The following is a 21,929-nucleotide window of genomic DNA, read 5'->3' as shown; positions in this document are numbered from 1 at the left end:
GGACGTTCAGGACGGGCGGATCTCGAACGCCCGCGCGAACGCGAGGAACGCGTCGGCGCTGAGCGGACGCGCGAAATAGAAGCCCTGGATCAGGTGGCAGCCCAGGCGCCGCACCTGCTCCAGTTGCGGCACGGTCTCCACGCCCTCCACGACCACTTTCAGGTCAAGGCGGCGCGTGAGCAGCAGCGTGCTCTCCACGACCGCCAGCGCCCCGCCGCCCAGTTCGAGGTCCTGCATGAAGCTGCGGTCCAGTTTCAGGTCATCCACTGGCAGGCGCACCAGGCCCGCGAGGTTCGAGTACCCCGTCCCGAAATCGTCCACGGCGACGCGCACGCCCAGCACCCGCAGCCGCGCGAGCTGCACGGCCGCGTTATGCGCGTCCTCGAGGAGGACCTGTTCGGACAGTTCCAGCGTCAGCTGCGCGGGCGGGAGGCCCGTGTCGGACAGCGCCTGCGCCACGGTCGGAACCAGATCGCCCCGCTCGAACTGCGCGGCGGCGACATTCACGTTCAGGTGCACGTGCAGCCCCTCGCGGGCCCACGCCGCCACCTGCGCGCACGCGCCGCGCAGGACGAGGCGCCCCAGGTCCACGATCAGGCCGCTGCCTTCCGCGAGGCCCATGAACGCGCCCGGTGGCAGCAGCCCCCGCGTCGGGTGCGCCCAGCGAATCAACGCTTCGGCGGACGCGACAACACCGCGCGCCGCGTCGATGATCGGCTGGTACTCCACGACGAAGCCCTCGCCGTCTCGCACGGCGCGGCGCAGGTCCTCCTCCAGACGCAGGCGGTCCCGCGCGGCCTGCGTGAGCGCCTCGCGGTACACCTCGGCGTTCACGATGGGGCGGCGGCACGCGGCGGCGAGCGCCACGGACGCGCGGCTGAACAGCGTTCCGGCGCCCACGCCGTCCCGCGGGGCGACGCTCAGGCCGACGCGCGGGGACAGGTGCAGATCATGCCCCTGCACCTCGAAGGGCATGTCGAGGTTGCGCAGCAGCGCTTCCGCGTACGCTTCCAGGTCGGCGGCACTCTGCGCGGGACGCGCCACGACGAACAGCGGTCCGTCAATGCGCCCCAGGATCGCGCCGGGCACCGCGTTGGTCAGCTGCGCGAGTCGCTCGGCGACGGCCACGACGGCGGCGTCGCCGACCTGAAAGCCGAGCGTGGCGTCCACCTGCGGGAACGCCGTGAAGTTCACGAGGAGCACGCCCACGGTGCGCGCCCGCGCGGTGCGCAGCAGGCCCTCCAGGCGGGTCATGAGGGTGGTGCGGTTGGGCAGGCCGGTCAGCGCGTCATGCGGAGGCGGGCCCTGCGGCGCGCTGAGAGCAGCGCGCACGTGCAGGAGCGTGCAGGGGCGGCCCTGCACCGTGAGGTCGCAGCGGTTGACGGTCACAGGCAGGACGCGGCCGTCGCGGGCGCGCAGCTGCGTGTCGCGTTCGCACGGGCTGGTCCAGCGCATGGGGTCACCGTCCGGCCACAGGTGCAGTTCGGGGCCGGTGCGCCCGATCAGGCCGCTGAGGGGCACGCTGGTGAGGGCCAGCAGCGCCGGGTTCGCGTGGACGACCTGGCCGGTGCGGGCGTCGAGGACGGCCACGCCGACCGGGCTGGTGTCGAAAGCCGCGCGGAAGTAACCGTCCGGCAGGGATGGCGCGAGGTGTGCGCGGCGGGCAGCCGCGCCTTTATCCATGTGAGGCCCTCATGACGATCGCGCCCTCATCATACGTGCATGTTCGCACGTCCACGCCTGGGCGGAGCAGCGGGTGAAGACGCGCTGAACCCGGCCGGGTTCAGCGCGTCCTGGGCGGCCGTGTGAGGGTCAGGCGAGCGTTTTGCGGTGGCGGAGCATGTGCTCGCGGTGCACGACCTTCACGCGCGGGCGGCCGGTGGCCTGTCCTTGGGCGCGTTCGTGCGCGTCGAGGGCCTGCCAGTCCTCGAAGGTGTACACGTCCACGCCGCGCGCGCGCAGCAGGGCGTCGACCGCGTCGGTGCTCGCGTGGGGCGCGAGGGGGAGAGCGCCGCTGGCAGCGTCCTCCAGCAGCGCGCGCACGCTTTCCACGGCGTCCTGGCGGTTGGTGCCGATCACGCCGCTCGGGCCGCGCTTGATCCAGCCGGCGGTGTACGCGCCAGTCAGGCCGGTCACGCGGCCGCCCTCGTTGGGGATCACGCCGCGGCGCTCGTCGAACGGCACACCGGGCAGGGCGACGCCCTTGTACCCGACGGACCGCAGGACCATCTGCACGGGCAGCACTTCGGTTTCGCCGGTGCCGACCGCGTTGCCGCTCTCGTCGAGGCGGTTGCGTTCGATCTTGAGTCCGGCGACGTTGCCCTGGCCGTCGTCAAGGATCTCGGTGGGGGAGACGAGGAAGCGGATGTGCAGGCGGCGTTCCTTGCCTTCGCGTTCGCGCGCGGCGAAGTCGCGCAGCACCTCAAGGTTCTTCTTGACGGTGTTGTCCGTGATGCCGGCGAGTTCCTCGTCGCTCACGGCGATCTCCTCGGGTTTCACGATGGGTTCGGAGACGTGCAGTTCGCCGAATTCGCGGAGTTCCTTGGTGGTGAATTTCGCCTGGGCGGCGCCGCGGCGTCCGAGGATGTACACGTCGCTGACGTGGCTGCGCTGCAGGGCGTCGAGCGCGTGGGGGGCGATGTCGCTCTCGTGCAGTTCCTCGACGGTCTTGCTGAGGATGCGACTCACGTCGAGGGCGACGTTGCCGACGCCGATCACGGCGACGCCGCTGGCGTGCAGGAGCATGTCGCGGGCGGCGGCGTCGGGGTGGCCGTTGTACCACGCGACGAATTCGGTGGCGCTGAGGCTGCCGCGCAGGTCCTCGCCGGGGATGCCGAGGCGGCGGTCACTGGAGGCACCCACGGCGTACACGGTGGCGTCGTAGTGCTGCTGCAGGTCCTCGGCGGTGAGGTCACGGCCGAATTCCACGTGGCCGAGGAAGCGCACGCGCGGGTCGTTCAGGGTCTTCTCGAAGCCGCTGACGACGCTCTTGATCTTGAGGTGGTCGGGGGCGACGCCGTAGCGCACGAGGCCGTAGGGGGTGGGCAGGCGGTCGAACACGTCCACCTGAACGGGGAGGTCCGTCTGCTTGATGAGGGCCTCGGCGGCGAACACGCCGCTGGGGCCGCTGCCGATCACGGCGACGCGCAGCGGGCGATCCTGGGTGTAGGCATGCGTCATACGTTGCAAGTGTACAGGGCACGCTTACCGTGGAGCGCGGCCAGATATGGACGTGTGGGGTTGCGGCCTGGAACGCAGGTGGGGTGCAAGAACACGCCGCCCGCGTGGTGGCGGGCGGCGTGTGGGCGGCAGCTCACTCGGCGGCGATGTCCGCGAGGGCGCGTTCGTTCTTGAGGGTGATCTTGCCGTAGCCGGCGCTGATGACGCCTTCGCGGCTGAGTTCGCCGACGACCTTGGTGACGGTCTCGCGGACGCTGCCGACGGCGGCGGCGAGTTCGTCGTGGGTGGCGTAGATCATGGTTTCGCCGGTCTGGAGCTGCGTGGCGAGAGCGGTGTCCTTGAGTTCGAGGAGTTCACCGGCGATGCGGGCGCGCAGGCGTTTGCCGACCAGGCGGTAGATGTTGTCGTAGGCGCGGTCGAGCGTCTTGACGAGGTGCGTGGTGACTTCGAGGTTGTCCTCGGCGTTCATCAGCGCGGGGTTGATGACGTCGACGGTGCTGTCGGTCACGGCTTCCGCGAAGTAGTGGCGTTCGACGCCCGCGAGGGCTTCCTCGCCGAAGAACTCGCCGGGTTTGACGTAGCGCAGCGTGAGGCCGTTGCCTTCGTCGTCCATGGTGTGGACGCGGACGAGGCCGCTTTGCACGCGGTAGAGCATGTCGCTTTTGCCGGGGTAGAGGATTACGGCGCCGGGGCGGTAGGTAATGGCGTCAACGAACGTTTTTTCGAGCAACATGGCGTCCCTCCTGGGTCACCCTGAGTGGTTTTCTGTTGGGGATCGGGACCAACTCCCGATGTAGTCACAGTGTACACCTTCGTCACAATTTTGTAAACAAAAATGTTTCTTTATTTCTGCTTTATCAAGCAAAGCAGCCTGAAGAATAAACCCGCGCCTGCACGCCACGCAACATGAGCAGTTCCCGAGAACCCCAATGCCGCACCAACGCTCCCCCATCAGACGGGATAACGCGTTACGAAACCCTTACATGCCCTGTGCTTAAAAAGCTGACAAACAACCCAAGCCGCCTTACACCTCATCCCTCAGCAGCGGCCCAGCCATACACAAGCGGGGCGGCGAGGACCCCCGCCGCCCCGCCCAGCGCGCAGAATTACAGTTCGTCTTCCTTACGGATGGGGAACGCGCTGATCACGCAGTCGCCGTCGCCGAGGTTGATGATCTTCACGCCCTGGGCGTTACGGCCCGTCACGCGCACTTCCTCCACGCGCGTCCGGATGACCGTGCCCTTCTGCGTCAGCACCATCAGCTCCTCGTCCCCGGCCACGCGGGCGAGCGCGACCAGCTTCCCGGTCTTCTCGGTCACGTCGAGCGTGATCACGCCCAGGCCGCCGCGTCCCTTACTGGGGTAATCGCTCACCGGCGTGCGCTTCCCGAGGCCACACTCCGAGATCGCCAGCAGTTCGCTGTCCTCGTCGTCGCCGGGCACGACCGCCATGCTCACCACGTGGTCGCCGTCGCGCAGGCGAATGCCGATCACGCCCTGCGTCGCGCGGCCCGTATCGCGGACCTCGTTCGCGCCGAAGCGCATCGCCTGACCGTCGCTCGTGGCGAGCACGATGTGGTCGCCGTCGCGCTGGATGCCGACGCCGATCAGGCCATCGTCGTCCTGCAGGTTCAGGGCAATCAGGCCCGCCGACGTAATGTTGCCGTAGTCGCGGATCTGGGTCTTCTTGATCATGCCGCGCTTCGTGGCGAACACGAAGCTGCCCGCCTCATCGAAGTCCTTGATGGCCAGCACCGACGCGACGCTCTCGTTCTCACGCAGGCCCGGCAGCAGGTTCTTGATGTGCGTGCCCTTGGCGTCACGGCCCGCTTCCGGCAGGTCGTAGATCTTTTCGTGGAACAGGCGCCCCTGGTCCGTGAAGAACAGCAGGTAGTCGTGCGTGCTGCCCACGAACACGCGGGTGTTCACGTCCTCCTCGCGGAGCTTGCCGCCGCTGGAGCCGCGGCCGCCACGGCTCTGCGCGCGGTACGCGTCGAGCTTCGTGCGCTTCAGGTACCCGGCGCGGGTCATGGTGATGACCATGTCCTCCACGGCGATCAGGTCCTCCTTGCTGATGTCCTCCTCAAGCTGCGTGATGGTGCTGCGGCGCTCGTCGCCGTAGCGGTCACGGATGTCCTTGAGTTCCTTCTTGATTTCGCGCCACAGCAGCTTCTCGTCACCGAGAATCGCCTTGAGGCGGTCGATCAGGGTCATCAGCTCGTTGTATTCGCCCTGCAGCTTCTCGCGTTCCAGGCCGACGAGGCGCTGCAGCCGCATGTCGAGGATCGCCTGGGCCTGCACGTCGGTCAGCTGGAAGCGGGTCATCAGGCCGTCGCGCGCTTCGGCGCCGGTCTGACTGCGGCGGATCAGCGCGATCACTTCGTCGATGTGATCGAGCGCCTTCAGCAGGCCTTCCAGGATGTGGGCGCGTTCCTGCGCCTTACGCAGCTCGTACGCGGTGCGGCGCGTGACGACGTCCGCGCGGTGCTCCAGGAAGTAGCGCATGGTGTCGAGCAGCGGCAGCACTTTCGGTTCGCCGTTCACGATGCTGAGGTTGATGACCGTGAAGGTCGTCTGCAGCTGCGTGTACTTGTACAGCTGGTTCAGCACGAGCGTGGGGATGGCGCCGCGTTTGAGCTCCACGACGATGCGCACGGGCTCCTTGCGGTCCGACTCGTCGCGCAGAGCGCTGATGTCCGGGATCTTCCCGGCCTTGTACATCGCGCTGATGGTCTGGATCAGGTTGGTTTTGTTCACCTGATACGGGATCTCGCTGATGATGATCTGCGTGCGGCCGTTCTTCTCGTCGATGCGGGCCTTGCCGCGCACCTTCAGGCCGGCGTGGCCGGTGGCGTACGCGTCGCGGATGCCGGAGCGGCTGATGCGCCCGCCCGTGGGGAAGTCCGGGCCCTGCACGTGGACCATGAGTTCATCGAGGCTGACCTGCGCCGCTTTTTCCTCGGCGGTGCGGCCCGGCTTGTCGATGATGGAGATCAGGCCGTTCACGATTTCCGTGAGGTTGTGCGGCGGGATGTTCGTCGCCATGCCCACGGCAATGCCGGCCGAGCCGTTGACAAGCAGGTTCGGGACGGCGGACGGCAGCACCGAGGGTTCGGTGGTGGTCTCGTCGTAGTTGGGTTTGAGGTCGACGGTTTCCTTTTCGAGGTCGGCGAGGAGTTCCTCGGCGAGCTTCGTCATGCGCGCTTCGGTGTAGCGCATGGCGGCGGCCATGTCGCCGTCGATGCTGCCGAAGTTCCCCTGCGGGTCGACCATGGGGTAGCGCATGTTCCACCATTGCCCCAGGCGGACCATCGCGTCGTAGATGGGGGAGTCGCCGTGCGGGTGGTACTTCTTCATGACCTCGCCGACCACGGCCGCGCTCTTGGCGTGCTTCTGGTTGCTGAAGAGGCCTTCTTGCAGCATGGCGTACATGATGCGGCGGTGGACGGGTTTGAGGCCGTCACGAACATCGGGGAGCGCGCGGTCCACGATGACGTTCATGGCGTAGTTGATGAAGTTGGTTTTGACTTCGTTGGTGATATCGACGGGGAGGGTTGATGACACGTTCTCTCCAGGGTGTTCAGCGCGAGCACACACGTCGGCCCGGCGCGGTTCGCCGGGGTGGGGTGGTGCCGCCGGGGGAGGGCGGTGACGGTTCGGCGCGTCGCCAGAACCAATGCCATGAGTATAGCATATCCCCCCGAATTATGTTGGCAGCGTAATAAATGAATGGACTCCGACCCCGCCCAGAATGCCCACCCCACCGCCAAAACCACCCCACGAGGCCCCCTCCGGAACCCCGCTCAACATCACGCTCCCCTCAGAGGCCACATCACCCCCAGCCCGGCGGCCCTCACGCCTCCACCTCCTCAGTTCAGGGTGCGCACATGCGGCGGCAACGACGCCACCAGCAACGACAACCGGTCCACCAGCGACGACGCCTCCAGCACCGCCTGACGCTCCGCACCCGACAACGGCAACACCGCCGCCGCATACGACGCCAGCAGCACCGCGTCCTCCGGCATCACCGCCTGCGCCTGCGCCGCCTCCGCCGACCGCGCCGCCAGCACCCCCACGCGCACCCGCTCCGCCAACGCCAACACCACCCCCGGCTCCGGCGACGCCTCAAGCGGCCACACCTCCACCGCCGCACTCAGGTAACTGTGCGACTCGTCATACCCCACCGTCCGGAAGCGCTCACCCCCCACCACCGTGATGCTCGACGTGCCGTCCTCATGCGTCACCACCTCACGCACGTACGCGAGCGTCCCCACCCGCGCGATCCGCTCCGTCACCGGCCGGTCACTCGCATCACGCGGCACCTCAATCCGCACGATCCCGAACGGCTCCCCGGACGCCTGCACGCGCGCCAGCAACGCCCGGTAGCGCGGCTCAAAAATATAGAGCGGCACGACCAACCCGGGCAGCAGCACCAGGTTCGGCAACGGGAACAGCGGCACGCTCATGTGCCCCCATGCTGCGCCCTGCGCGCAGACTTAACGTTTGCGAACCCCACAAACCTCACCCTGCCCGGTCCGCCCGCCGGGCGGGACCACCGCCGACGCGCACGCCCCAACCGACGCCTACTATGAATCCGCGCGCCGCTTCTTCGGGCGTTTCGGCGCCGGCGGTGGCGGCGCCCCCCACGCCTCCAACTGCGCCGACGTCACCCCCAACGCCAACAGCGCCGCGCTGTCCTGCGGCGTCAGACCCGTGCCCGGCAGCAGGTCCGGTCGGCGTGCCAGTGTCCGCGCCAGCGCCTCCGCGCGCCGCCACGCCGCAATGCGCGCGTGATCCCCACGCATAAGAACCTCCGGCACCGACTGCTCCCGCCACGTCATCGGCCGCGTGAACTCCGGGTAATCCAGCAGCCCGCTGCTGAAACTGTCCTGCCGGTGGCTCTCCTCATCGCCGATCACGCCCGGCACCAGCCGCGCCACGGCCTCCAGCAGACACGCCGCCGCCGCCTCACCGCCCATCATCACGAAATCGCCGATGCTCACCTCGCGCGTCACCAGCGACTCCACGCGCGCGTCGAACCCCTCATAGCGCCCACACAGCACCGCCAGGTGCGCGCGCGTGCTCAGCTCCTCCGCCATCGCCTGCGAGAACGGCTGCCCCGCCGGCGTCAGCAGAATCACCTCGTCTGGCGCGTCCAGCGACGCCAGCGCCCGCTCGGCCACGTCCACGCGGATCACCATGCCCGCCCCGCCGCCGTACGGCGTGTCATCCACCTTGCGGTGCTTGTTCTCCGCGAAAGCCCGCAGGTCCACCACGTCCGCCGCAATCAGGCCGCGCGCCGCGGCCTTCCCGATCAGCGCCTCCTGCGCCCACGGGCGCAGCAGCTCCGGAAACAGCGTCAGCAGCGAGAACCGCAGCGGCCCGCTGCGCGTCACGCGTCGTCCCCGGGCTCATCCCCCAGCAGGCCCGGCGGGGCGTCCAGCACGATCCGCTCCCCGCGCACGACCTCCACGTACGGCGCCTGCAGCGGCACCAGCGACTCCCCGCGCGGATGCCGGACCACCAGCAGGTCCTGGTGCCCGCCGTCCATCACGTCCCGCACGTCGCCGAGCGTGCGCCCGTCCGGCGCGACCACCGGCAGCCCCGTGAGCTCATGGTAGTAGTACGACCCGTCATCCAGCGGCGGCAGCTCCGCCTCGTCCACATACACACCGCGGTTGCGCAGGCGCTCCGCCGCCGTCCGGTCCGCGACGCCAGCCAGCGCCATGACCACGCCGGGCCCGTGCAGCTCCACGCCCGTAACGCGCAGCCAGCCGAGCTTCTCGACACTCACGCGCGTCAGGTCCAGCAGCTGCTCCGGATCGCCGATCACGTACACCTTCACTGCGCCCTGCACGCCGAACGGCGCAAGCACATGCCCTACCCGAATCAATTCCGCCATGTCTTCCCTCCAAGACGCGCGCGGGCGGACGGGCTGCCCCGCCGCCCGCGCGCCCGCTGCGCTTATCGTTCGCGCCGGGGCGCGTCCAGATCCACACTCACCCGCTCGCGCGGGTCCGCGACCGCGCGCACCAGCGTCCGCATCGCCTGAATGACGCGTCCCTGCCGGCCGATCAGGCGGCCCTCCTCGCCGGGCGCCACGCGCACCAGCACGTTCCCGCCGCGCTGCGATACCCGCACCTGCGACGGCTGATCCACCATGCTCTGCGCCAGAAACAGCGTGAGTTCCGCCACGTCGGTCTTCATGCCGCGAATTATAAAGCCGAACCTGCCCGGTCGCGCCGCATGCCCCGCACGCAGCCAAACAAAAGCCGCCGCACGAACGTGCGGCGGCCGAACGCAGGTCGCGCTTACTTGACCTGGACGCCCTGCGCCTTGAGCAGGCGGCGGGCCGTCATCGTGGGCTGCGCACCCTGGCTGAGCCAGTACGCCGCACGGTCCGCGTCGACCTTCAGGAAGTTCTCGGTGGTCTTGCGGGGGTCGTAATAGCCGATGCTCTCGATGTAGCCACCGTCACGGGGACGGCGGACGTCAGCGACGACGATACGGTAGTGCGGGTTGTGCTTCGAGCCGAAACGCGACAGACGGATTTTCACCATGATAGAAGAACTCCAGTGGGTTGAGGGTTGGGCTTGTTGCACGCCCGTCAGCAGCCAGCCGGAGCGCACCGAAGAAGTGTAGCAAACGCGCCGCCCACGCAGCAAGGGCCCCTCGCGCACCGGCCCTCACAGCGGTCCGGTGCAGCAAGCCCAACCCGGTGACCGGCGCGAACACCACCCCGCGAACCACCCGCCTCAGGCGTCCGGCGCGTCTGCTGCGCCCAGGACGCACCGAACAGGAACATCAGGGCGCACATCCTCCAGCGTGCGCAGCACCTCAGGCCAGCTCAGGGGCGTTGCTCAACGCCTCAGAAGTCCGGCGCGACGACGCGGCGCACGCCTCCATCAATGCGGATCAGCTGCATGGCCATGCTGTCCGCGCCGAACTGCGGACTGCCGCCCACCACGCCGACGTTCGCGCCGCGCTCCACCCGGTCGCCCGCCTGCACCAGCGGCTGCGACAGCCCGAAGTACGCGCTGATCGCCGCACCGTGATCCAGCAGCACCACCCAGCCGAGGTTCGCGTTGTTCGTGACCGCCAGCACGTCCGCGCGCGCCGCCGCCACCGCCGTCTGCCCGGGCGCGCCGCTCAGCACCACCCACGGCCCGGACGCCCCGAACGCGCTGCTCACCCGCCCGCCCGGCAGCGGGAACGCCAGGGCCCCCACGCTGCTCGGCAGCGGCGCCGCGAGCGCCTCCGCCTGCGCGGCCTGCACGTCCAGTTGTTCCTGACGTTGCGCGAGCGCCTGCTGTTCCGCCGTGACGCGCGCCCGCGCCGCCTGCACCCGCTGCGCCTCCTCGCGCTGCCGCGCCGCCTCCGCCGCGCGCTTCGACGCTTCCGCAGCACGCTGCGACGCCGCCTGCTGCGCCGCGGCCGCCGCCGCCGCAGCCCGGCGCCGCGCCTCCTGCTGCCGCGCGAGTTCCGCGAGACGTGCCTGCTCACGCCGCGCGCGCTCCTGCGCTTCCCGGATGCGCCGCGCCTCCGCCTCGCGCCGCTTGCGTTCCTCCTCCAGGCGGCGGCGGCGCTCCTCCGCGAGACGCGCGCGCTCCTGCTGGATGTTCTGCACAATCGCGTCGATGTTCTGCCCGGTGATCGCCTGCTGCGCCTGCGTCTGCACCGCCAGCGCCCGCTGCCCCGCCTCGCTCTGACGCAGCTGCGCGTAGAGCTGCTGCTGCTGCGCGCGCGCGTCCCGCAGCTTCTCCAGCTGCGCGAGCTGCCGCGCCTGCAGCGCCGCGAGTTCCGCCGCGAGCTTCGCCTGCTCCGCGCGCTGCGCGTCCAGCTGCGCCCGTTCCGTGCGGAGCATCTGAATCAGGCGGACGTTCTGTTGCCCGCTCAGGTTCGCGTAGCGCGCGCGCACCAGCAGGTCCGGCAGCGTCCGCGCCTGCGCCAGCAGCTGCAGGTACCGCTCACTCCGCTCGCGGTACAGGGCGTTCATCAGGGCCCGCACGCTCGCCTGCAACTGCTCCACGCGCGCCTGCGTCACGCCCATCTGCGCGTCCAGCGTGGCGATGCTGACCTGCACCGCCTGTGTACGCGCGCGCGTCGCCTGCACGGCCTGCTCCTGCGAGGAGATGCTGGCCGCGAGCGCGTCGATACGTTCCAGCGCCGCCTGCCCCTGCGCGCCCAGCGTGCTGATACGCTCCCGCAGGCGCTGCAGCGCCTGCGCCTGCTGCGCGCTCAGCGCCCGCTGCTGCTGCAACTGCTGCTGCAGGTCCTGCAGCTTCTGGCTGGTCGTCTGCGCGCCCGCGAGCACGGCGAGCAGCGTCAACGTCAGCGGCACGGCCAGGCGGCGCGTCACTCCAGCTCCCGCAGGTAGCGGCCCGACGCGATGAAGCTCCCGATCAGGCCCACCAGCGCCCCCAGGCCCACGAGGGCGCCCAGCACCATCAGCAGCGCCTGCGGGTCCGTGATGACCGGCAGGACCGGCGCGAGCGTCTGCACGCGCGCCGCCAGCTGCACGTACGCCGGGTACAGCACACTCCCGGCGATGACGCCCGCCAGGATGCCCAGCAGCACGCCCTCCAGCAGGTACGGCAGCCGGATGAAGCCGCGCGTGGCGCCCAGCAGGCGCATCACGCTGATCTCATTGCGCCGCGCGTACATCGCCACCCGCACCGCGTTCAGGATGTTGAACAGCGACCCGATCAGCAGCAGGCCCACCAGCACGTACCCCGCGCCGCGCACCGCCGAGAGCGTCCGCACCGTCTGGTCCACGTACCCGGCGCCATACTCGACGTCCTGCACGCCCTCCAGCCGCGAGACGCTCGCGGCGACCGTGCGGGAATCCTCCACGCGCGCGACCCGCAGCCGCAGCGTGTCCGGGAACGGGTTCCCGGCGAGGTCCGCGGCGTCCTTCGCGTACGGGTAATCCCGGGTCATCTCCTCCAGCACCTGCACCTTCGTGACGAGCCGCGCGTCCTGCACGCCCGGCAACGTCCGCACGCGCCGCAGCAGCCCCTGCGTGTCCGTGCCGTCCCGCAGGAACGCCGCGACCTCCACCTGCGCTTCCAGCTGCGCCAGCGCCCGTGAGGCGTTCTGCGTGAGCAGCACCACGAACCCCAGGATCAGCAGCGTGAGCGTCATGGTCGTCAGCGTGGCAACCGCGGCCGTCATGTTGCCGCGCGCGGCCAGCCACGCCTGACGGAAATGCCACCTCACAGCGCGTACCCCCCGTACGGGTCATCGCGCACCAGGCGACCCTGACGCAGCGTGATGGTCCGGTGCCGGAACGTCTCCACGAGGTCCCGCGCGTGCGTCGCGAGCACCACGGTCGTGCCGCGCAGATTCACGTGCTGCAGGACCTTCAGGATGTCGCGGCTGTTGTCCGGGTCGAGGTTCCCGGTCGGCTCATCTGCGAGCAGCAGCGCCGGCTCCGTCACGATGGCGCGCGCAATGGCGATGCGCTGCTGCTCCCCCTGCGACAACTGAATCGGCAGCGCGTGCCGCTTGTGGTCCAGCCCCACCACCCGCAGGGCGTTCCCGACGCGCGCGCCCCACTCCCGCTCGGGCGCGCCCGTGACGCGCAGCGCGAACGCGATATTGTCGTGCACGCTCAGGTGGGGCAGCAGCAGGTTGTCCTGAAACACCATGCCGATGCGCCGGCGGTGCTGCGCGACGCGCCGCCCACGGTAGCGGCTGAGTGACTCCCCGGCGATGTACACCTGCCCGCTGGTCGGCAGGGTGCGTTTCAGGATCAGGTTCATGAAGCTGCTTTTGCCAGCGCCGCTGTGCCCGACCAGGTACACGAACTCGCCTTTCTTGACGTGCAGATTGATGTCCTCGAGGGCGTGCGTGCCGGTCACGGGATACGCGAGGGACACGTGATGAAACTGAATCACGCGCGCTCCTGCTCGGTGCGGCCACGGGCGTGACGGTAGGGGAGGGCAGGGGCCTGGCGTAACATGAGTCCCCGGTATTTTAGGGGTGAGGGCCGCGCGCGTGTGAGGACGGACGCGCCGCCGGAATTGTCGTGCGCGCCTTAGGCGTCCTTCACCTGCACCCGCTATCGTGGACGGTGATGAACAACCGCAACCGCACGCTCCTCGTGGCGGGCGCCCTGGCCGCCACCGCCGCTGTCGGGTACGCCCAGTTCCAGACGCAGGCGTCCCCCGTGAACCTGAACGCCAGCAAGGTCGGGCAGACCTTCCAGCAGGTCCTCGCGTTCACGAACGCCAACTACCTCAAACCCGTGAAGGTCGACGACCTGCTGCGCGGCGCCATCAACGGCATGCTCGCGTCCCTGAATGACCAGTTCACGTACTACGCGCCGCCCGAAGAGAACAAGGTCGACGAGCAGAACCTCGCCGGCGAGTTCTACGGCATCGGCGTGCTCCTCGCACCCGGCAAGGACGGCGTGGGCGGCCAGGTCGACGTCGTCTACAAGGACAACGCGGCTGCGCGCGCGGGCGTGCAGGCCGGTGACCGCTTCCTGAAGATCGACGGGCAGGACGTCAGCACCGCCAGCGTGAACGATATCGTCACGAAGGTGCGCGGCGAGAAGGGCACGAAGGTCCGCATCACCTTCGGGCGCGGCAGCAGCACGTACGAGGTCGTCATCGAACGCAGCCCCGTGGTGATCGCCGCCGTCGAAACGGCCACCCTGAAGCAGGCGGGCGGCGACGTTGCCTACATCGCGCTGAACACCTTCTACAACGAGAAGGTCGAAGAGCAGTTCGAGCGCGCCGTGAGCGACGCCGAGAAGCGCGGCGTGAAGAAGATGATCCTCGACCTGCGCGACAACGGCGGCGGTCTTCTGAACGCCGGCGTGTTCGTCGCTGACAAGTTCCTGCCGAGCGGCAAGATCGTCAGCCTGCGCGACCGCTCCGGCCGCACGCAGGTCGTCGGTGACGCCCGCAAGGAAGCCGGCGACTACACCGGCAAACTCGTGGTGCTGATCAACGGCAACAGCGCCTCCGCGAGCGAGATCGTCGCTGGCGCCCTGCAGGACTACAAGCGCGCCACGCTCATCGGCGAGAAGAGCTTCGGGAAGGGCGTCGCGCAGTCGCCGTTCACGACCGCCGACGGCGGCCGCGCCGTCATTGTCACGAACGAATGGCTGACGCCGCTCGGGCGCCAGATTCACGGCAAGGGCATCACGCCGGAAATCACCGTGAAGGACACCCGCTACCCCACGCCCCTGAACTTCAGCGGCAGCGGCGTTCCTGCCGGCACGAAGCTCACCGTGAACATCGGCGGCCGCACCGTCACCGCCACCGCCGACAAGGACGGCAAGTTCACGTTCATCGACGACGTGAAACGCCCTCAGCGCAGCAGCAGCCAGGGCGAAGCGACCGTCGACGTGAAAACCGACGCGGAGCTTGCCAAGGCCCTCGAAGTCCTCGCGAAGTAACTCCGCACGCCCCTGAACGGAGGACCCCCGCCGCGGCGGGGGTTTTCCCGTATGCTGGGGAGGAATGAGTGCCGTGATTCACCTTCAGGCGCTGGGCCTCACCGAATACGAGGCGCGCGCGTACACTGCGCTGCTCGCCCTGGGGCGCGCGGTGCCCGCGCGCGTGGCACGGCAAGCCGGCATCCCCCGCCCGAAAATCTACGAAACCCTGGAACGCCTTGAAGGGCGCGGCCTCGCCGCCCGCGTCGGCCAGAACCCCCTGGAGTACGCTCCGCTCAGCGCCCGCGAGTACCTTGCCCGCGCGCGCCGCTCCTTCGACGACCGCCTCGACGCCCTGGACCGCGACCTGTCCCGCCTCACGCCGGAGCCCGCGCCGGAAGCCGTGTACCACCTGTACGGCGAGGCCGCCGTACGCGCCATGCTTGAGGACCTCACCCTGAACGCCCGCCGCTCCCTGGTCCTCGCAGGCGACACCGAACTCGCCGAACGCCTGGAGCGCCTCACGCCGCGCGGCGTGCACGTACGCCGCGCCGGCCTGACCGGCCTGCCGCCCATCGCCGTGGCGGGACAGCGGGCGTTCCTGCTCGCCCGTGACGGCGAGGCCGCCGTGGTCGCGCACTTCCACGACGACCCGGCGCTCGGCGAGGCGCACGGCGTGCACACGCACAACCCGGTGATCGTGCACCTGATCGAAGGGTACGTGGAGATGGCCGCCAGCCGTCCCACGAAGTAACCGCGCACGGGAACGGGCGGATGGGTGCACGCCCGTCCGCCCCTGCATTTTGAGCAATAAGGGTCGTGCGGGACTCAGGGTTACTGCTGCAGCCAGCGGACCCACACGCCCCGATTCGGGCTGGCACCGCAACGGGCGACGTACGGAAGCCCGCCCAGGGCGGTCCAGCGGCTGAGGGGTCGCGATGAGGTACCCCGGTCATGAGCTACACGCCCGTTCCGCGGCCCGCAGCAGGGCGACTTCCATGGCGTGCTCGCCTGCTGTCAGGCGATTCCTGCTGCGGAACAGCAGCCTGACGCTGCTGTGATCCAGCGGCCCGGGCGGCCCTCAAGCTCCAGCACCGCCTGGAGCCATGTGCAGTACGTGGGCCGCGTCCCCTCCGGCCAGCCGAACGTCCACGCGGTGTTGACTTGGCTGCGCTGCAGGGTGCAGGGGTACGTTTGGCAGAGGGGCGTGCGGAGTGGATTGATGGCCAGGGGCGTGCGCGCTCCGCGTGTGGGGCACCGTTGGGGTCCGCAGGGCCCACAGGACAAGGATGGGGCATGACCGTACTGGCCAGGGCTGATGGACCTCTGAGCGCCCTGCGGGCCCGAGTGGCTGCTCGGGGAAGCCGTTCCCCCTATGGGAACAACACCTTCAAGGGGTGTACGCTGCGCGCATGATCACCGGCCTCGACCACGTCCAGATCGAAGCGCCCCCCGCCCATGAGGACGCCGCCCGCGCCTTCTACGGCACCTTCCTCGGCCTGCCCGAACTCCAGAAACCCGCCGCGCTCCAGGCCAACGGCGGCGTCTGGTTCGCCCTGCCCGACGGCCGGCAACTCCACACCGGCACCGTGCAGGACTTCACCGCGCGGGACAAAGGCCACCCCTGCCTGCGCACCGGCGACCTCACGGCCCTCCTCGCGCACGCGCGCGCGCACGGCATCCCCGCCGAGGAGGACACGCGCCTCGCCCCGCTGCGCCGCGCGTACCTGCGCGACCCCTTCGGGAACCGCCTCGAAATCGTCGAAGGTCACCACAGCAGCGTTCCCACTCACTAGGCGCTATACAATCCCCGCATGACCACGCCCGCCAGCGTTCCCCTCACGGACCTCGTCGGGTGGCTCGACACCACCCTGAACACCCGAGCCATCCCCGACATCAGCAACAACGGCCTCCAGATCGAAGGGCGCAGCGACGTGCGCCGCATCGCCGTGGCCGTCGACGCCACCCTCAACACCATCCAGGACGCCGCCGACGCCGGCGCGGACCTGCTCATCACGCACCACGGCCTGTTCTGGGGTCAGCCCATGATGCTCACCGGCCCGCACAAACGCCGCGTGCAGGCCGCACTCGACGCCGGCCTCAGCCTGTACACCAGCCACATCCCCCTCGACCTGCACCCGGAACTCGGCAACAACGCCATGATCGCCAGCGCCCTGAGCCTCCAGAACCGCAGCGGCTTCGGCGACTACAAGGGCCTGAAGATCGGCGTGCAGGGCACCCTGCCGTTCCCCATGAGCCTCCAGGACCTCGCGGACCGCATCCAGAAACTCACCGGCGAGATCTGCCTCGTGCACGGCGGCGGCCCCGGCGAGGTGCACCGCGTCGGCATCATCAGCGGCAGCGCCAGCGACCACATCCCCCAGGCGGCCCGTGAAGGCCTCGACACGTTCATCACCGGCGAACCCAAGCACCAGGCGTTCAGTGACCCCTTCGAGTACGGCGTGAACGCCATCTACGCCGGGCACTACGACACCGAGGTGTTCGGCGTGCGCGCCCTCGCCGCGCGCATCGAGGAGACGTTCGGGCTGCCCTGGCAGTTCCTGCACCACCCCAGCGGCCTGTGAGCGCGGGGCTGTTCATCACCTTCGAAGGGCCCGAGGGCGCGGGAAAGAGCACGCAGGTGCGCGCCCTCACCGCGCATCTCGCCGCGCTCGGCGTGCCGCACACCCTCACGCGCGAACCCGGCGGCACGCCCTTCGGCACGCGCGTCCGCGACGTTCTCCTTGACCCGACCCTTCAGATCGACCCGCTGCCGGAATTCCTGCTGTACAGCGCCAGTCGCGCGCAGCTCGTCACGGACGTCATCCGCCCGGCCCTCGCGCGCGGCGAGGTCGTGATCTGCGACCGGTACTTCGACAGCAGCCTCGCGTACCAGGGCGGCGGGCGCGGGCTGAGCAGCGAGCTGCTGCGCCGCATCACGCACGAAGCGACCGGCGGGCTCACGCCGCACCTGACGTTCCTGCTCGACCTCGACCCGAGCGTCGGCCTGGGCCGCGTCGCGGCGCGCGGCCAGCCGGACCGCCTGGAGCGTGCCGACCTCGACTTTCACACCCGCGTGCGCGCCCGCTTCCTGGATCTCGCCGCCGCCGAACCCGCACGTTTCGAGGTGCTCGACGCCACGCGCCCGCAGGAGGCCCTGAGCGCCCACATCACCGCCCGCGTGGACGCCCGCCTCCCCGCACGGCCCTGAGCCCGGGTGGCCCGCTCAGGGCAGCTTGAGCTCGTACAGCCTGTTCCAGCGTTTCCCGGTCACCAGCAGGTGACCGGTTTTCGCGTCGTACGCAATACCGTTCAGCACGTCATCCGGGTCGACTCGGGGGTGCTGGCGCGCCACGGCCGACAGGTCCAGCCACGCCGTCACCCGGCCGGTCTTCGCGTCGATCCGCGCGATGCGGTCCGTCATCCACACGTTCGCGTACACCTGCCCGTTCACGAACTCCAGTTCGTTCAGGTTCACGACGCCCTGCCCGGCGTCCGTCACGCGCACGCGCCCCAGCACCCGGAATGTCTGCGGGTCCCGGAACGTTAGCTGATCACTGCCGTCACTCTGAATCAGGCGCGTCCCGTCCGTCGTGAGGCCCCACCCCTCGCCCTCGTACGGCAGGGTGCCCATGCGCTTCAGGGTGCGCGCGTCGTACACGAACGCCTGCCCGTTGCGCCACGACAGCTGATACACGCGCCCGTTCAGGACCGTGACGCCCTCGCCGAACACCTCGCGCGGCACCGCAGCGCGCGCCAGCACCGCGCCCGTTTCCAGCGCTACGCGCCGCACCTCCGACTGCCCGTTCAGGCCCGTGCCCTCCAGCAGCGTGCTCCCGTCCAGCACCAGGCCCTCCGTGAACGCGCGCGGGTCATGCGGGTACGTGCGCACCACGCTCGGCTTCAGGATCGGCGCGCGAGAAGGCGACGGCGCGGCGCTCACGGAGAACACCGCGAGCGCCGCCGACAACAGGACCATGACAGGACGAACGACCATGCCCTCACGTTACCCGAGTCAGGTGAGCGAACCGGGCACGTCAGGCGCCGTTCGTGTCCGCGGCGGGCGCTACGAACGCGGCACTGTCGTAGTACGTCCGGAACGCCGCGACGCGCTCCCCGTCCTTCTCGATGATGCTCACGCCGCGGTACTCGATGGGCCGACCATCCTTCAGGGTGCCGCGCGACACCCACTCCATCACGCCGAGTCGCTCCCCGTCCGCGTGATGCGTGAATTCACTGCGGATGTCCTGGAAGTTCCCCAGGTACGCCGTCCAGAACTGCTGCGCGCCGTCGTGGCCGCGGTGCGTCTCGCGCGTGAGGTTCTCGCTCGTGCCGTCCTCGGTGTACAGCTCCACCAGGGGGGCCGGGTCGCGCTGCTGCTCGGTGCTCTGCAGGGCCTGCATGAATCGTTCCGTCAGGTTCATGCGCTCAGCACAGCACGCCCGTATGGCTGCCACCTGAGCGGCACCTTCACACGCCGTCAGGATGGCACGCTGCCCCACGATTCCAGCTCCAGCTGCGCCGCCGCGCGCACCGCCTCGTGCGGGTCCCGCGTGAGCGCCTCCACTGCGCGGCGCTCCGCGTACCGCGCGAGCGTCCATGCGCTCGACGCGCGCACCTCCCACGCGGGGTCCGCCGCGCCCTGCCGCGCCAGCGGCCGTCCTTCCGGCACGAGGGTATTCCCGAGGACCGTCAGCGCGTTGCGCGCCATGCCCTTTCGGCGCGCCCGCAGGAACGCCGATCCCGCGAAGCGCCGCTCGAACGCCCGCTCGCTCCCTCCGAAGAACGCGCTCAGGTCCGGGTGCGCCAGCTCCGCGTCCGGCACGAGTGCACGCGCCACTGCGCCCGCCTTCCCGCTCCACGGGCACACCTCCAGGCAGCCGTCACACCCGAACAGCCACTCGCCTACGCCCGCACGCAGCGCGCGCGGCACCACCCCACGGTGCTCGATCGTCAGGTACGACACGCACCGCCGCGCGTCAATCATGCGGTCCGGGCCGATCGCCCCGGTCGGGCAGGCCGTCACGCACCGCGTGCACCGTCCGCAACGGTCCGGGTGGCGCGCGTCCCGCCCCTCGAACGGCAGGTCCGTCAGCAGCACCGCCAGCGTCAGGAACGCCCCCAGCTGCGTGCTCACCAGCATCCCGGACTTCCCCTGCCACCCCAGGAACGCTCGCCCGCCCAGGTCCCGCTCCATGATCGGCCCGTGGTCCACGTACCCGCGCGTCCGCACCCCGAGGCGAGCTGCCTCCACCTCCAGGCGCTCCAGCCGCGGCGTGAGCTGATCATGGTAATCCGGCGTCCACGCGTACCGCGCCACCCGCCCCACCCGCACGCCGCCCGCCGGGACCGGCAGTTCCGGGAATGCGTGCGACACGCCCAGCACCAGCACGCTGCTCACGTCCGGCAGGCTCGTCCCCAGGTCCGTGCGTCGCCACGCCTGCCGCTCCAGGTAGGTCATGTCCGCGTGCCGTCCTGCGCTGAGCCAGTCCGCGTACCGCACCCACGCCTCGCGCGGCACCTGTGCGGACGCCCACCCGACCGCGTCGAACCCCAGGTCCAAGGCGAGATCGGCGAGGGTCGAATACGGGTTCACGCGCGCCAGTATGCCGCTTCGCCTGCGCGCGCAACGCCCACGAACGCACAAATGCCCCGGCCACCCATCGCCATGTAGATCGGCCCCGCGTGAACCCCAACAGCGCGGGGGCAGCCCGCCTGGACTGCCCCCCGCGCGCCGCAGGCTTACAGGGCCTGCGCGGCCGCCTCATCCAGGAACCACGTGGGTTCCTGTACCTGCGCGACCGGGTGCGCCTCCAGGCCGTCCTTGACTTCCCGGAGGATGTTCGCCTTGTTCGCGCCGGTCACGAGCAGCCAGCGCTCGCGGGCCGCATTGATTTCCGGGAACGTGAAGGTCAGCCGGTCCGTGTCGAGCTTTGGCACGTGGTTCGCGGTGACGCGGCCCGTGGCGTGCAGCGCCGCCGTGCCCGGGAACAGGCTGGCGGTGTGCCCATCGTCACCCATGCCGAGCAGCACCACGTCGAACTGCGCGGGCAGCAGCGCCTCGTACGCGCGCGCGGCGTCCTGAACGGGCCGCACTTCGCCCTGCAGGCGGTGCACCTGCTCCGCCGGGATCGGCACGTGCGCGAGCAACTCGTCGTACGCGAGTTTGTAGTTGCTGTCCGGGCTGTCCGGGCCGACGCTGCGCTCGTCACTGAAGTACACGTGCAGCGCCGCCCACGGGATCGTCTGGTCCCGCAGCGCCCGGTACATGAGCTTCGGCGTGCTGCCGCCCGCGAGGGCGACGTAGAACGCCCCGCGCGCCGTCACGGCGTCGCGCGCGACCTGCGCGAACGCGCGCGCGGCGGTCTGCGCCGTGTCGAGCGGCGTGGGGGAGACGACGGTGTTCATGGTGGGCGCCGTCATTGCGCACCTGCCAGGGCGAGTTTCAGGGCGCGCTCGAACACGTTCCCGCGTTCCGGGCGGGCCATGACGCGCGCGAGGCCCTGCGCGAGCGTCATGCCAGGCACCTGCATTTCGGTGGTGCGCTCCACACTCGGGAGCACGCACGTGCACGTGACCGTGTCGCCACCAGCCGTTTCGAGGGCGAAGCGCACACCGTCACCTTCGAGGGCCACGCCGCACAGGTCGCCGTTCTCGCGGCCGCAGTTGGTGGCGGACGCCAGCGTGATGCGGCTCAGGTCCGGCCATCCGAGCGTACTGGCGATCCACCCGGCGTACAGGCGCGCGGGCAGGTCCTTCTCGCCGGCGTACGTGACGTGCACGCGCTCCACGCGGCCGATCTGCAGGGCCGCGTCGGGCGCGTCGAACACCTGCGCGAGCCCTTCGCGCCACGATGCGGTGCGGGACCACCCGAGGTCCGCGAGCGCGTACCGTCCCGCTGCGGGGATGCCGAGCGTGAGGGCGTCTGCGATGACCTGGTCGGCGATGTCCGCGAGTTCCGCGAGGAGCGGCCCGCCGGGCGGGTCGTCGGACGCCCACCAGATGTGGTTGAGGGTGGCGGGTCGCAGCAGCGGCAGGATCGCGCCGCGCAGCTGCTCGGGGTTCGCGTCGAGCGTGAGGCGCTCGATGTACACCCCGCCGCGTTGCGGGACGAGGCGCGCCTCGACCTGCACGCTGTCGTCGCCGTCCATCACGCCGATGATCTGCCGACCGGCGTAGCGGCCTTCCAGGCCCGCGAGGGCCTCCTCGACGCGTGCGAGGTGCTTCTTTTCAGTGAGGGCGACGATGTTGCCGGTGTACGCGCGCGTTTCCACGCCGGCTTGCGTCCAGAGGTCATCGAGGACGGTTTCCGCTTTGCGGACGTCCGTGCGGACCGGGCCGAGGTTCACGGGTTGGGTCAT

The 21,929-nt window shown here is 69.9% G+C and carries 22 protein-coding genes; 5 read left to right on the top strand and 17 right to left on the bottom strand.

Going from position 1 to position 21,929, the window contains the following annotated elements:
• Window positions 1–6: 6 nt before the first annotated feature.
• From DEIMA_RS12060 to ftsE, 12 genes are all read right to left on the bottom strand, one after another.
• Complete coding sequence (locus DEIMA_RS12060) at window positions 7–1,683, bottom strand: sensor domain-containing protein (protein ID WP_013557545.1); 1,677 nt, start codon at window positions 1,681–1,683, stop codon at window positions 7–9.
• A gap of 129 nt (window positions 1,684–1,812) precedes the next feature.
• Complete coding sequence (locus tag DEIMA_RS12055) at window positions 1,813–3,180, bottom strand: FAD-dependent oxidoreductase (protein WP_013557544.1); 1,368 nt, start codon at window positions 3,178–3,180, stop codon at window positions 1,813–1,815.
• Window positions 3,181–3,313: 133 nt separating this feature from the next.
• Complete coding sequence (locus tag DEIMA_RS12050) at window positions 3,314–3,913, bottom strand: helix-turn-helix domain-containing protein (RefSeq protein ID WP_013557543.1); 600 nt, start codon at window positions 3,911–3,913, stop codon at window positions 3,314–3,316.
• Between the two features lie 373 nt (window positions 3,914–4,286).
• On the bottom strand, window positions 4,287–6,743 hold the full coding sequence (gene gyrA, locus DEIMA_RS12045; protein ID WP_013557542.1) for a DNA gyrase subunit A: 2,457 nt from the start codon (window positions 6,741–6,743) through the stop codon (window positions 4,287–4,289).
• A 305-nt stretch (window positions 6,744–7,048) separates the two neighbouring features.
• Window positions 7,049–7,645: an LON peptidase substrate-binding domain-containing protein gene (locus tag DEIMA_RS12040; protein ID WP_013557540.1), complete on the bottom strand. Its 597-nt coding sequence runs from the start codon at window positions 7,643–7,645 to the stop codon at window positions 7,049–7,051.
• Window positions 7,646–7,765: 120 nt separating this feature from the next.
• A complete protein-coding gene (trmD, locus tag DEIMA_RS12035) occupies window positions 7,766–8,575 on the bottom strand; it encodes a tRNA (guanosine(37)-N1)-methyltransferase TrmD (protein WP_013557539.1) in 810 nt (269 codons plus the stop codon).
• Window positions 8,572–9,081 (bottom strand): ribosome maturation factor RimM, encoded by a 510-nt coding sequence (gene rimM, locus DEIMA_RS12030; RefSeq protein ID WP_013557538.1) that lies wholly within the window; start codon window positions 9,079–9,081, stop codon window positions 8,572–8,574. The genes trmD and rimM overlap by 4 nt, the downstream gene beginning before the upstream one ends.
• Window positions 9,082–9,143: 62 nt before the next feature.
• Complete coding sequence (locus DEIMA_RS12025) at window positions 9,144–9,386, bottom strand: KH domain-containing protein (protein ID WP_013557537.1); 243 nt, start codon at window positions 9,384–9,386, stop codon at window positions 9,144–9,146.
• Between the two features lie 104 nt (window positions 9,387–9,490).
• On the bottom strand, window positions 9,491–9,739 hold the full coding sequence (gene rpsP, locus DEIMA_RS12020) for a 30S ribosomal protein S16 (protein WP_013557536.1): 249 nt from the start codon (window positions 9,737–9,739) through the stop codon (window positions 9,491–9,493).
• Between the two features lie 308 nt (window positions 9,740–10,047).
• Window positions 10,048–11,538, bottom strand: a complete 1,491-nt coding sequence (locus tag DEIMA_RS12015) for a peptidoglycan DD-metalloendopeptidase family protein (RefSeq protein WP_013557535.1) — start codon at window positions 11,536–11,538, stop codon at window positions 10,048–10,050.
• On the bottom strand, window positions 11,535–12,398 hold the full coding sequence (locus DEIMA_RS12010; protein WP_013557534.1) for a cell division protein FtsX: 864 nt from the start codon (window positions 12,396–12,398) through the stop codon (window positions 11,535–11,537). The genes DEIMA_RS12015 and DEIMA_RS12010 overlap by 4 nt, the downstream gene beginning before the upstream one ends.
• Window positions 12,395–13,078, bottom strand: a complete 684-nt coding sequence (ftsE, locus tag DEIMA_RS12005) for a cell division ATP-binding protein FtsE (protein ID WP_013557533.1) — start codon at window positions 13,076–13,078, stop codon at window positions 12,395–12,397. The genes DEIMA_RS12010 and ftsE overlap by 4 nt, the downstream gene beginning before the upstream one ends.
• 179 nt (window positions 13,079–13,257) lie before the next feature.
• On the opposite strand from ftsE, the gene DEIMA_RS12000 reads away from it, so the two are divergent.
• From DEIMA_RS12000 to tmk, 5 genes are all read left to right on the top strand, one after another.
• Entirely contained in the window at window positions 13,258–14,589 is a 1,332-nt protein-coding gene (locus tag DEIMA_RS12000) for a S41 family peptidase (RefSeq protein ID WP_013557532.1), read from the top strand.
• 64 nt (window positions 14,590–14,653) lie between these two features.
• Window positions 14,654–15,322: a TrmB family transcriptional regulator gene (locus DEIMA_RS11995; protein ID WP_043816706.1), complete on the top strand. Its 669-nt coding sequence runs from the start codon at window positions 14,654–14,656 to the stop codon at window positions 15,320–15,322.
• Window positions 15,323–15,980: 658 nt separating this feature from the next.
• A complete protein-coding gene (locus tag DEIMA_RS11990; RefSeq protein ID WP_013557530.1) occupies window positions 15,981–16,364 on the top strand; it encodes a VOC family protein in 384 nt (127 codons plus the stop codon).
• Between the two features lie 18 nt (window positions 16,365–16,382).
• Window positions 16,383–17,153: a Nif3-like dinuclear metal center hexameric protein gene (locus DEIMA_RS11985; protein WP_013557529.1), complete on the top strand. Its 771-nt coding sequence runs from the start codon at window positions 16,383–16,385 to the stop codon at window positions 17,151–17,153.
• The gene (gene tmk, locus DEIMA_RS11980) at window positions 17,150–17,779 is read left to right on the top strand and encodes a dTMP kinase (protein WP_013557528.1); all 630 of its coding nucleotides are present in this window, start codon (window positions 17,150–17,152) and stop codon (window positions 17,777–17,779) included. Before DEIMA_RS11985 ends, tmk begins: the two co-directional genes overlap by 4 nt.
• 15 nt (window positions 17,780–17,794) lie before the next feature.
• On the opposite strand, the gene DEIMA_RS11975 is transcribed toward tmk, so the two are convergent.
• From DEIMA_RS11975 to DEIMA_RS11955, 5 genes are all read right to left on the bottom strand, one after another.
• Window positions 17,795–18,565: a glutaminyl-peptide cyclotransferase gene (locus tag DEIMA_RS11975; protein WP_043816703.1), complete on the bottom strand. Its 771-nt coding sequence runs from the start codon at window positions 18,563–18,565 to the stop codon at window positions 17,795–17,797.
• A 40-nt stretch (window positions 18,566–18,605) separates the two neighbouring features.
• Window positions 18,606–18,992, bottom strand: coding sequence for a nuclear transport factor 2 family protein (locus DEIMA_RS11970; protein WP_013557526.1), 387 nt, complete (start codon window positions 18,990–18,992; stop codon window positions 18,606–18,608).
• Window positions 18,993–19,048: 56 nt separating this feature from the next.
• Entirely contained in the window at window positions 19,049–20,164 is a 1,116-nt protein-coding gene (gene queG, locus DEIMA_RS11965; protein ID WP_013557525.1) for a tRNA epoxyqueuosine(34) reductase QueG, read from the bottom strand.
• A 146-nt stretch (window positions 20,165–20,310) separates the two neighbouring features.
• A complete protein-coding gene (pgl, locus tag DEIMA_RS11960) occupies window positions 20,311–20,991 on the bottom strand; it encodes a 6-phosphogluconolactonase (protein ID WP_013557524.1) in 681 nt (226 codons plus the stop codon).
• Window positions 20,988–21,929 carry a glucose-6-phosphate dehydrogenase assembly protein OpcA gene (locus DEIMA_RS11955; RefSeq protein WP_013557523.1) on the bottom strand — a complete coding sequence of 314 codons (942 nt, stop codon included), beginning with the start codon at window positions 21,927–21,929 and terminating at the stop codon, window positions 20,988–20,990. The genes pgl and DEIMA_RS11955 overlap by 4 nt, the downstream gene beginning before the upstream one ends.

Source organism: Deinococcus maricopensis DSM 21211 (assembly GCF_000186385.1).
In the GTDB taxonomy this organism is placed as follows: domain Bacteria; phylum Deinococcota; class Deinococci; order Deinococcales; family Deinococcaceae; genus Deinococcus_B; species Deinococcus_B maricopensis.
This window is presented reverse-complemented; position numbering and strand designations above follow the sequence as displayed.

Coding starts and splice junctions, on each gene's coding strand:
- DEIMA_RS12000 (WP_013557532.1), top strand. CDS start 13,258: ATGAACAACCGCAACCGCACGCTCCTCGTGGCGGGCGCCCTGGCCGCC.
- DEIMA_RS12040 (WP_013557540.1), bottom strand. CDS start 7,645: ATGAGCGTGCCGCTGTTCCCGTTGCCGAACCTGGTGCTGCTGCCCGGG.
- DEIMA_RS12050 (WP_013557543.1), bottom strand. CDS start 3,913: ATGTTGCTCGAAAAAACGTTCGTTGACGCCATTACCTACCGCCCCGGC.
- DEIMA_RS11995 (WP_043816706.1), top strand. CDS start 14,654: ATGAGTGCCGTGATTCACCTTCAGGCGCTGGGCCTCACCGAATACGAG.
- DEIMA_RS11990 (WP_013557530.1), top strand. CDS start 15,981: ATGATCACCGGCCTCGACCACGTCCAGATCGAAGCGCCCCCCGCCCAT.
- rimM (WP_013557538.1), bottom strand. CDS start 9,081: ATGGCGGAATTGATTCGGGTAGGGCATGTGCTTGCGCCGTTCGGCGTG.
- DEIMA_RS12025 (WP_013557537.1), bottom strand. CDS start 9,386: ATGAAGACCGACGTGGCGGAACTCACGCTGTTTCTGGCGCAGAGCATG.
- DEIMA_RS12060 (WP_013557545.1), bottom strand. CDS start 1,683: ATGGATAAAGGCGCGGCTGCCCGCCGCGCACACCTCGCGCCATCCCTG.
- DEIMA_RS11955 (WP_013557523.1), bottom strand. CDS start 21,929: ATGACCCAACCCGTGAACCTCGGCCCGGTCCGCACGGACGTCCGCAAA.
- rpsP (WP_013557536.1), bottom strand. CDS start 9,739: ATGGTGAAAATCCGTCTGTCGCGTTTCGGCTCGAAGCACAACCCGCAC.
- DEIMA_RS11985 (WP_013557529.1), top strand. CDS start 16,383: ATGACCACGCCCGCCAGCGTTCCCCTCACGGACCTCGTCGGGTGGCTC.
- DEIMA_RS11970 (WP_013557526.1), bottom strand. CDS start 18,992: ATGAACCTGACGGAACGATTCATGCAGGCCCTGCAGAGCACCGAGCAG.
- pgl (WP_013557524.1), bottom strand. CDS start 20,991: ATGACGGCGCCCACCATGAACACCGTCGTCTCCCCCACGCCGCTCGAC.
- DEIMA_RS12055 (WP_013557544.1), bottom strand. CDS start 3,180: ATGACGCATGCCTACACCCAGGATCGCCCGCTGCGCGTCGCCGTGATC.
- DEIMA_RS11975 (WP_043816703.1), bottom strand. CDS start 18,565: ATGGTCGTTCGTCCTGTCATGGTCCTGTTGTCGGCGGCGCTCGCGGTG.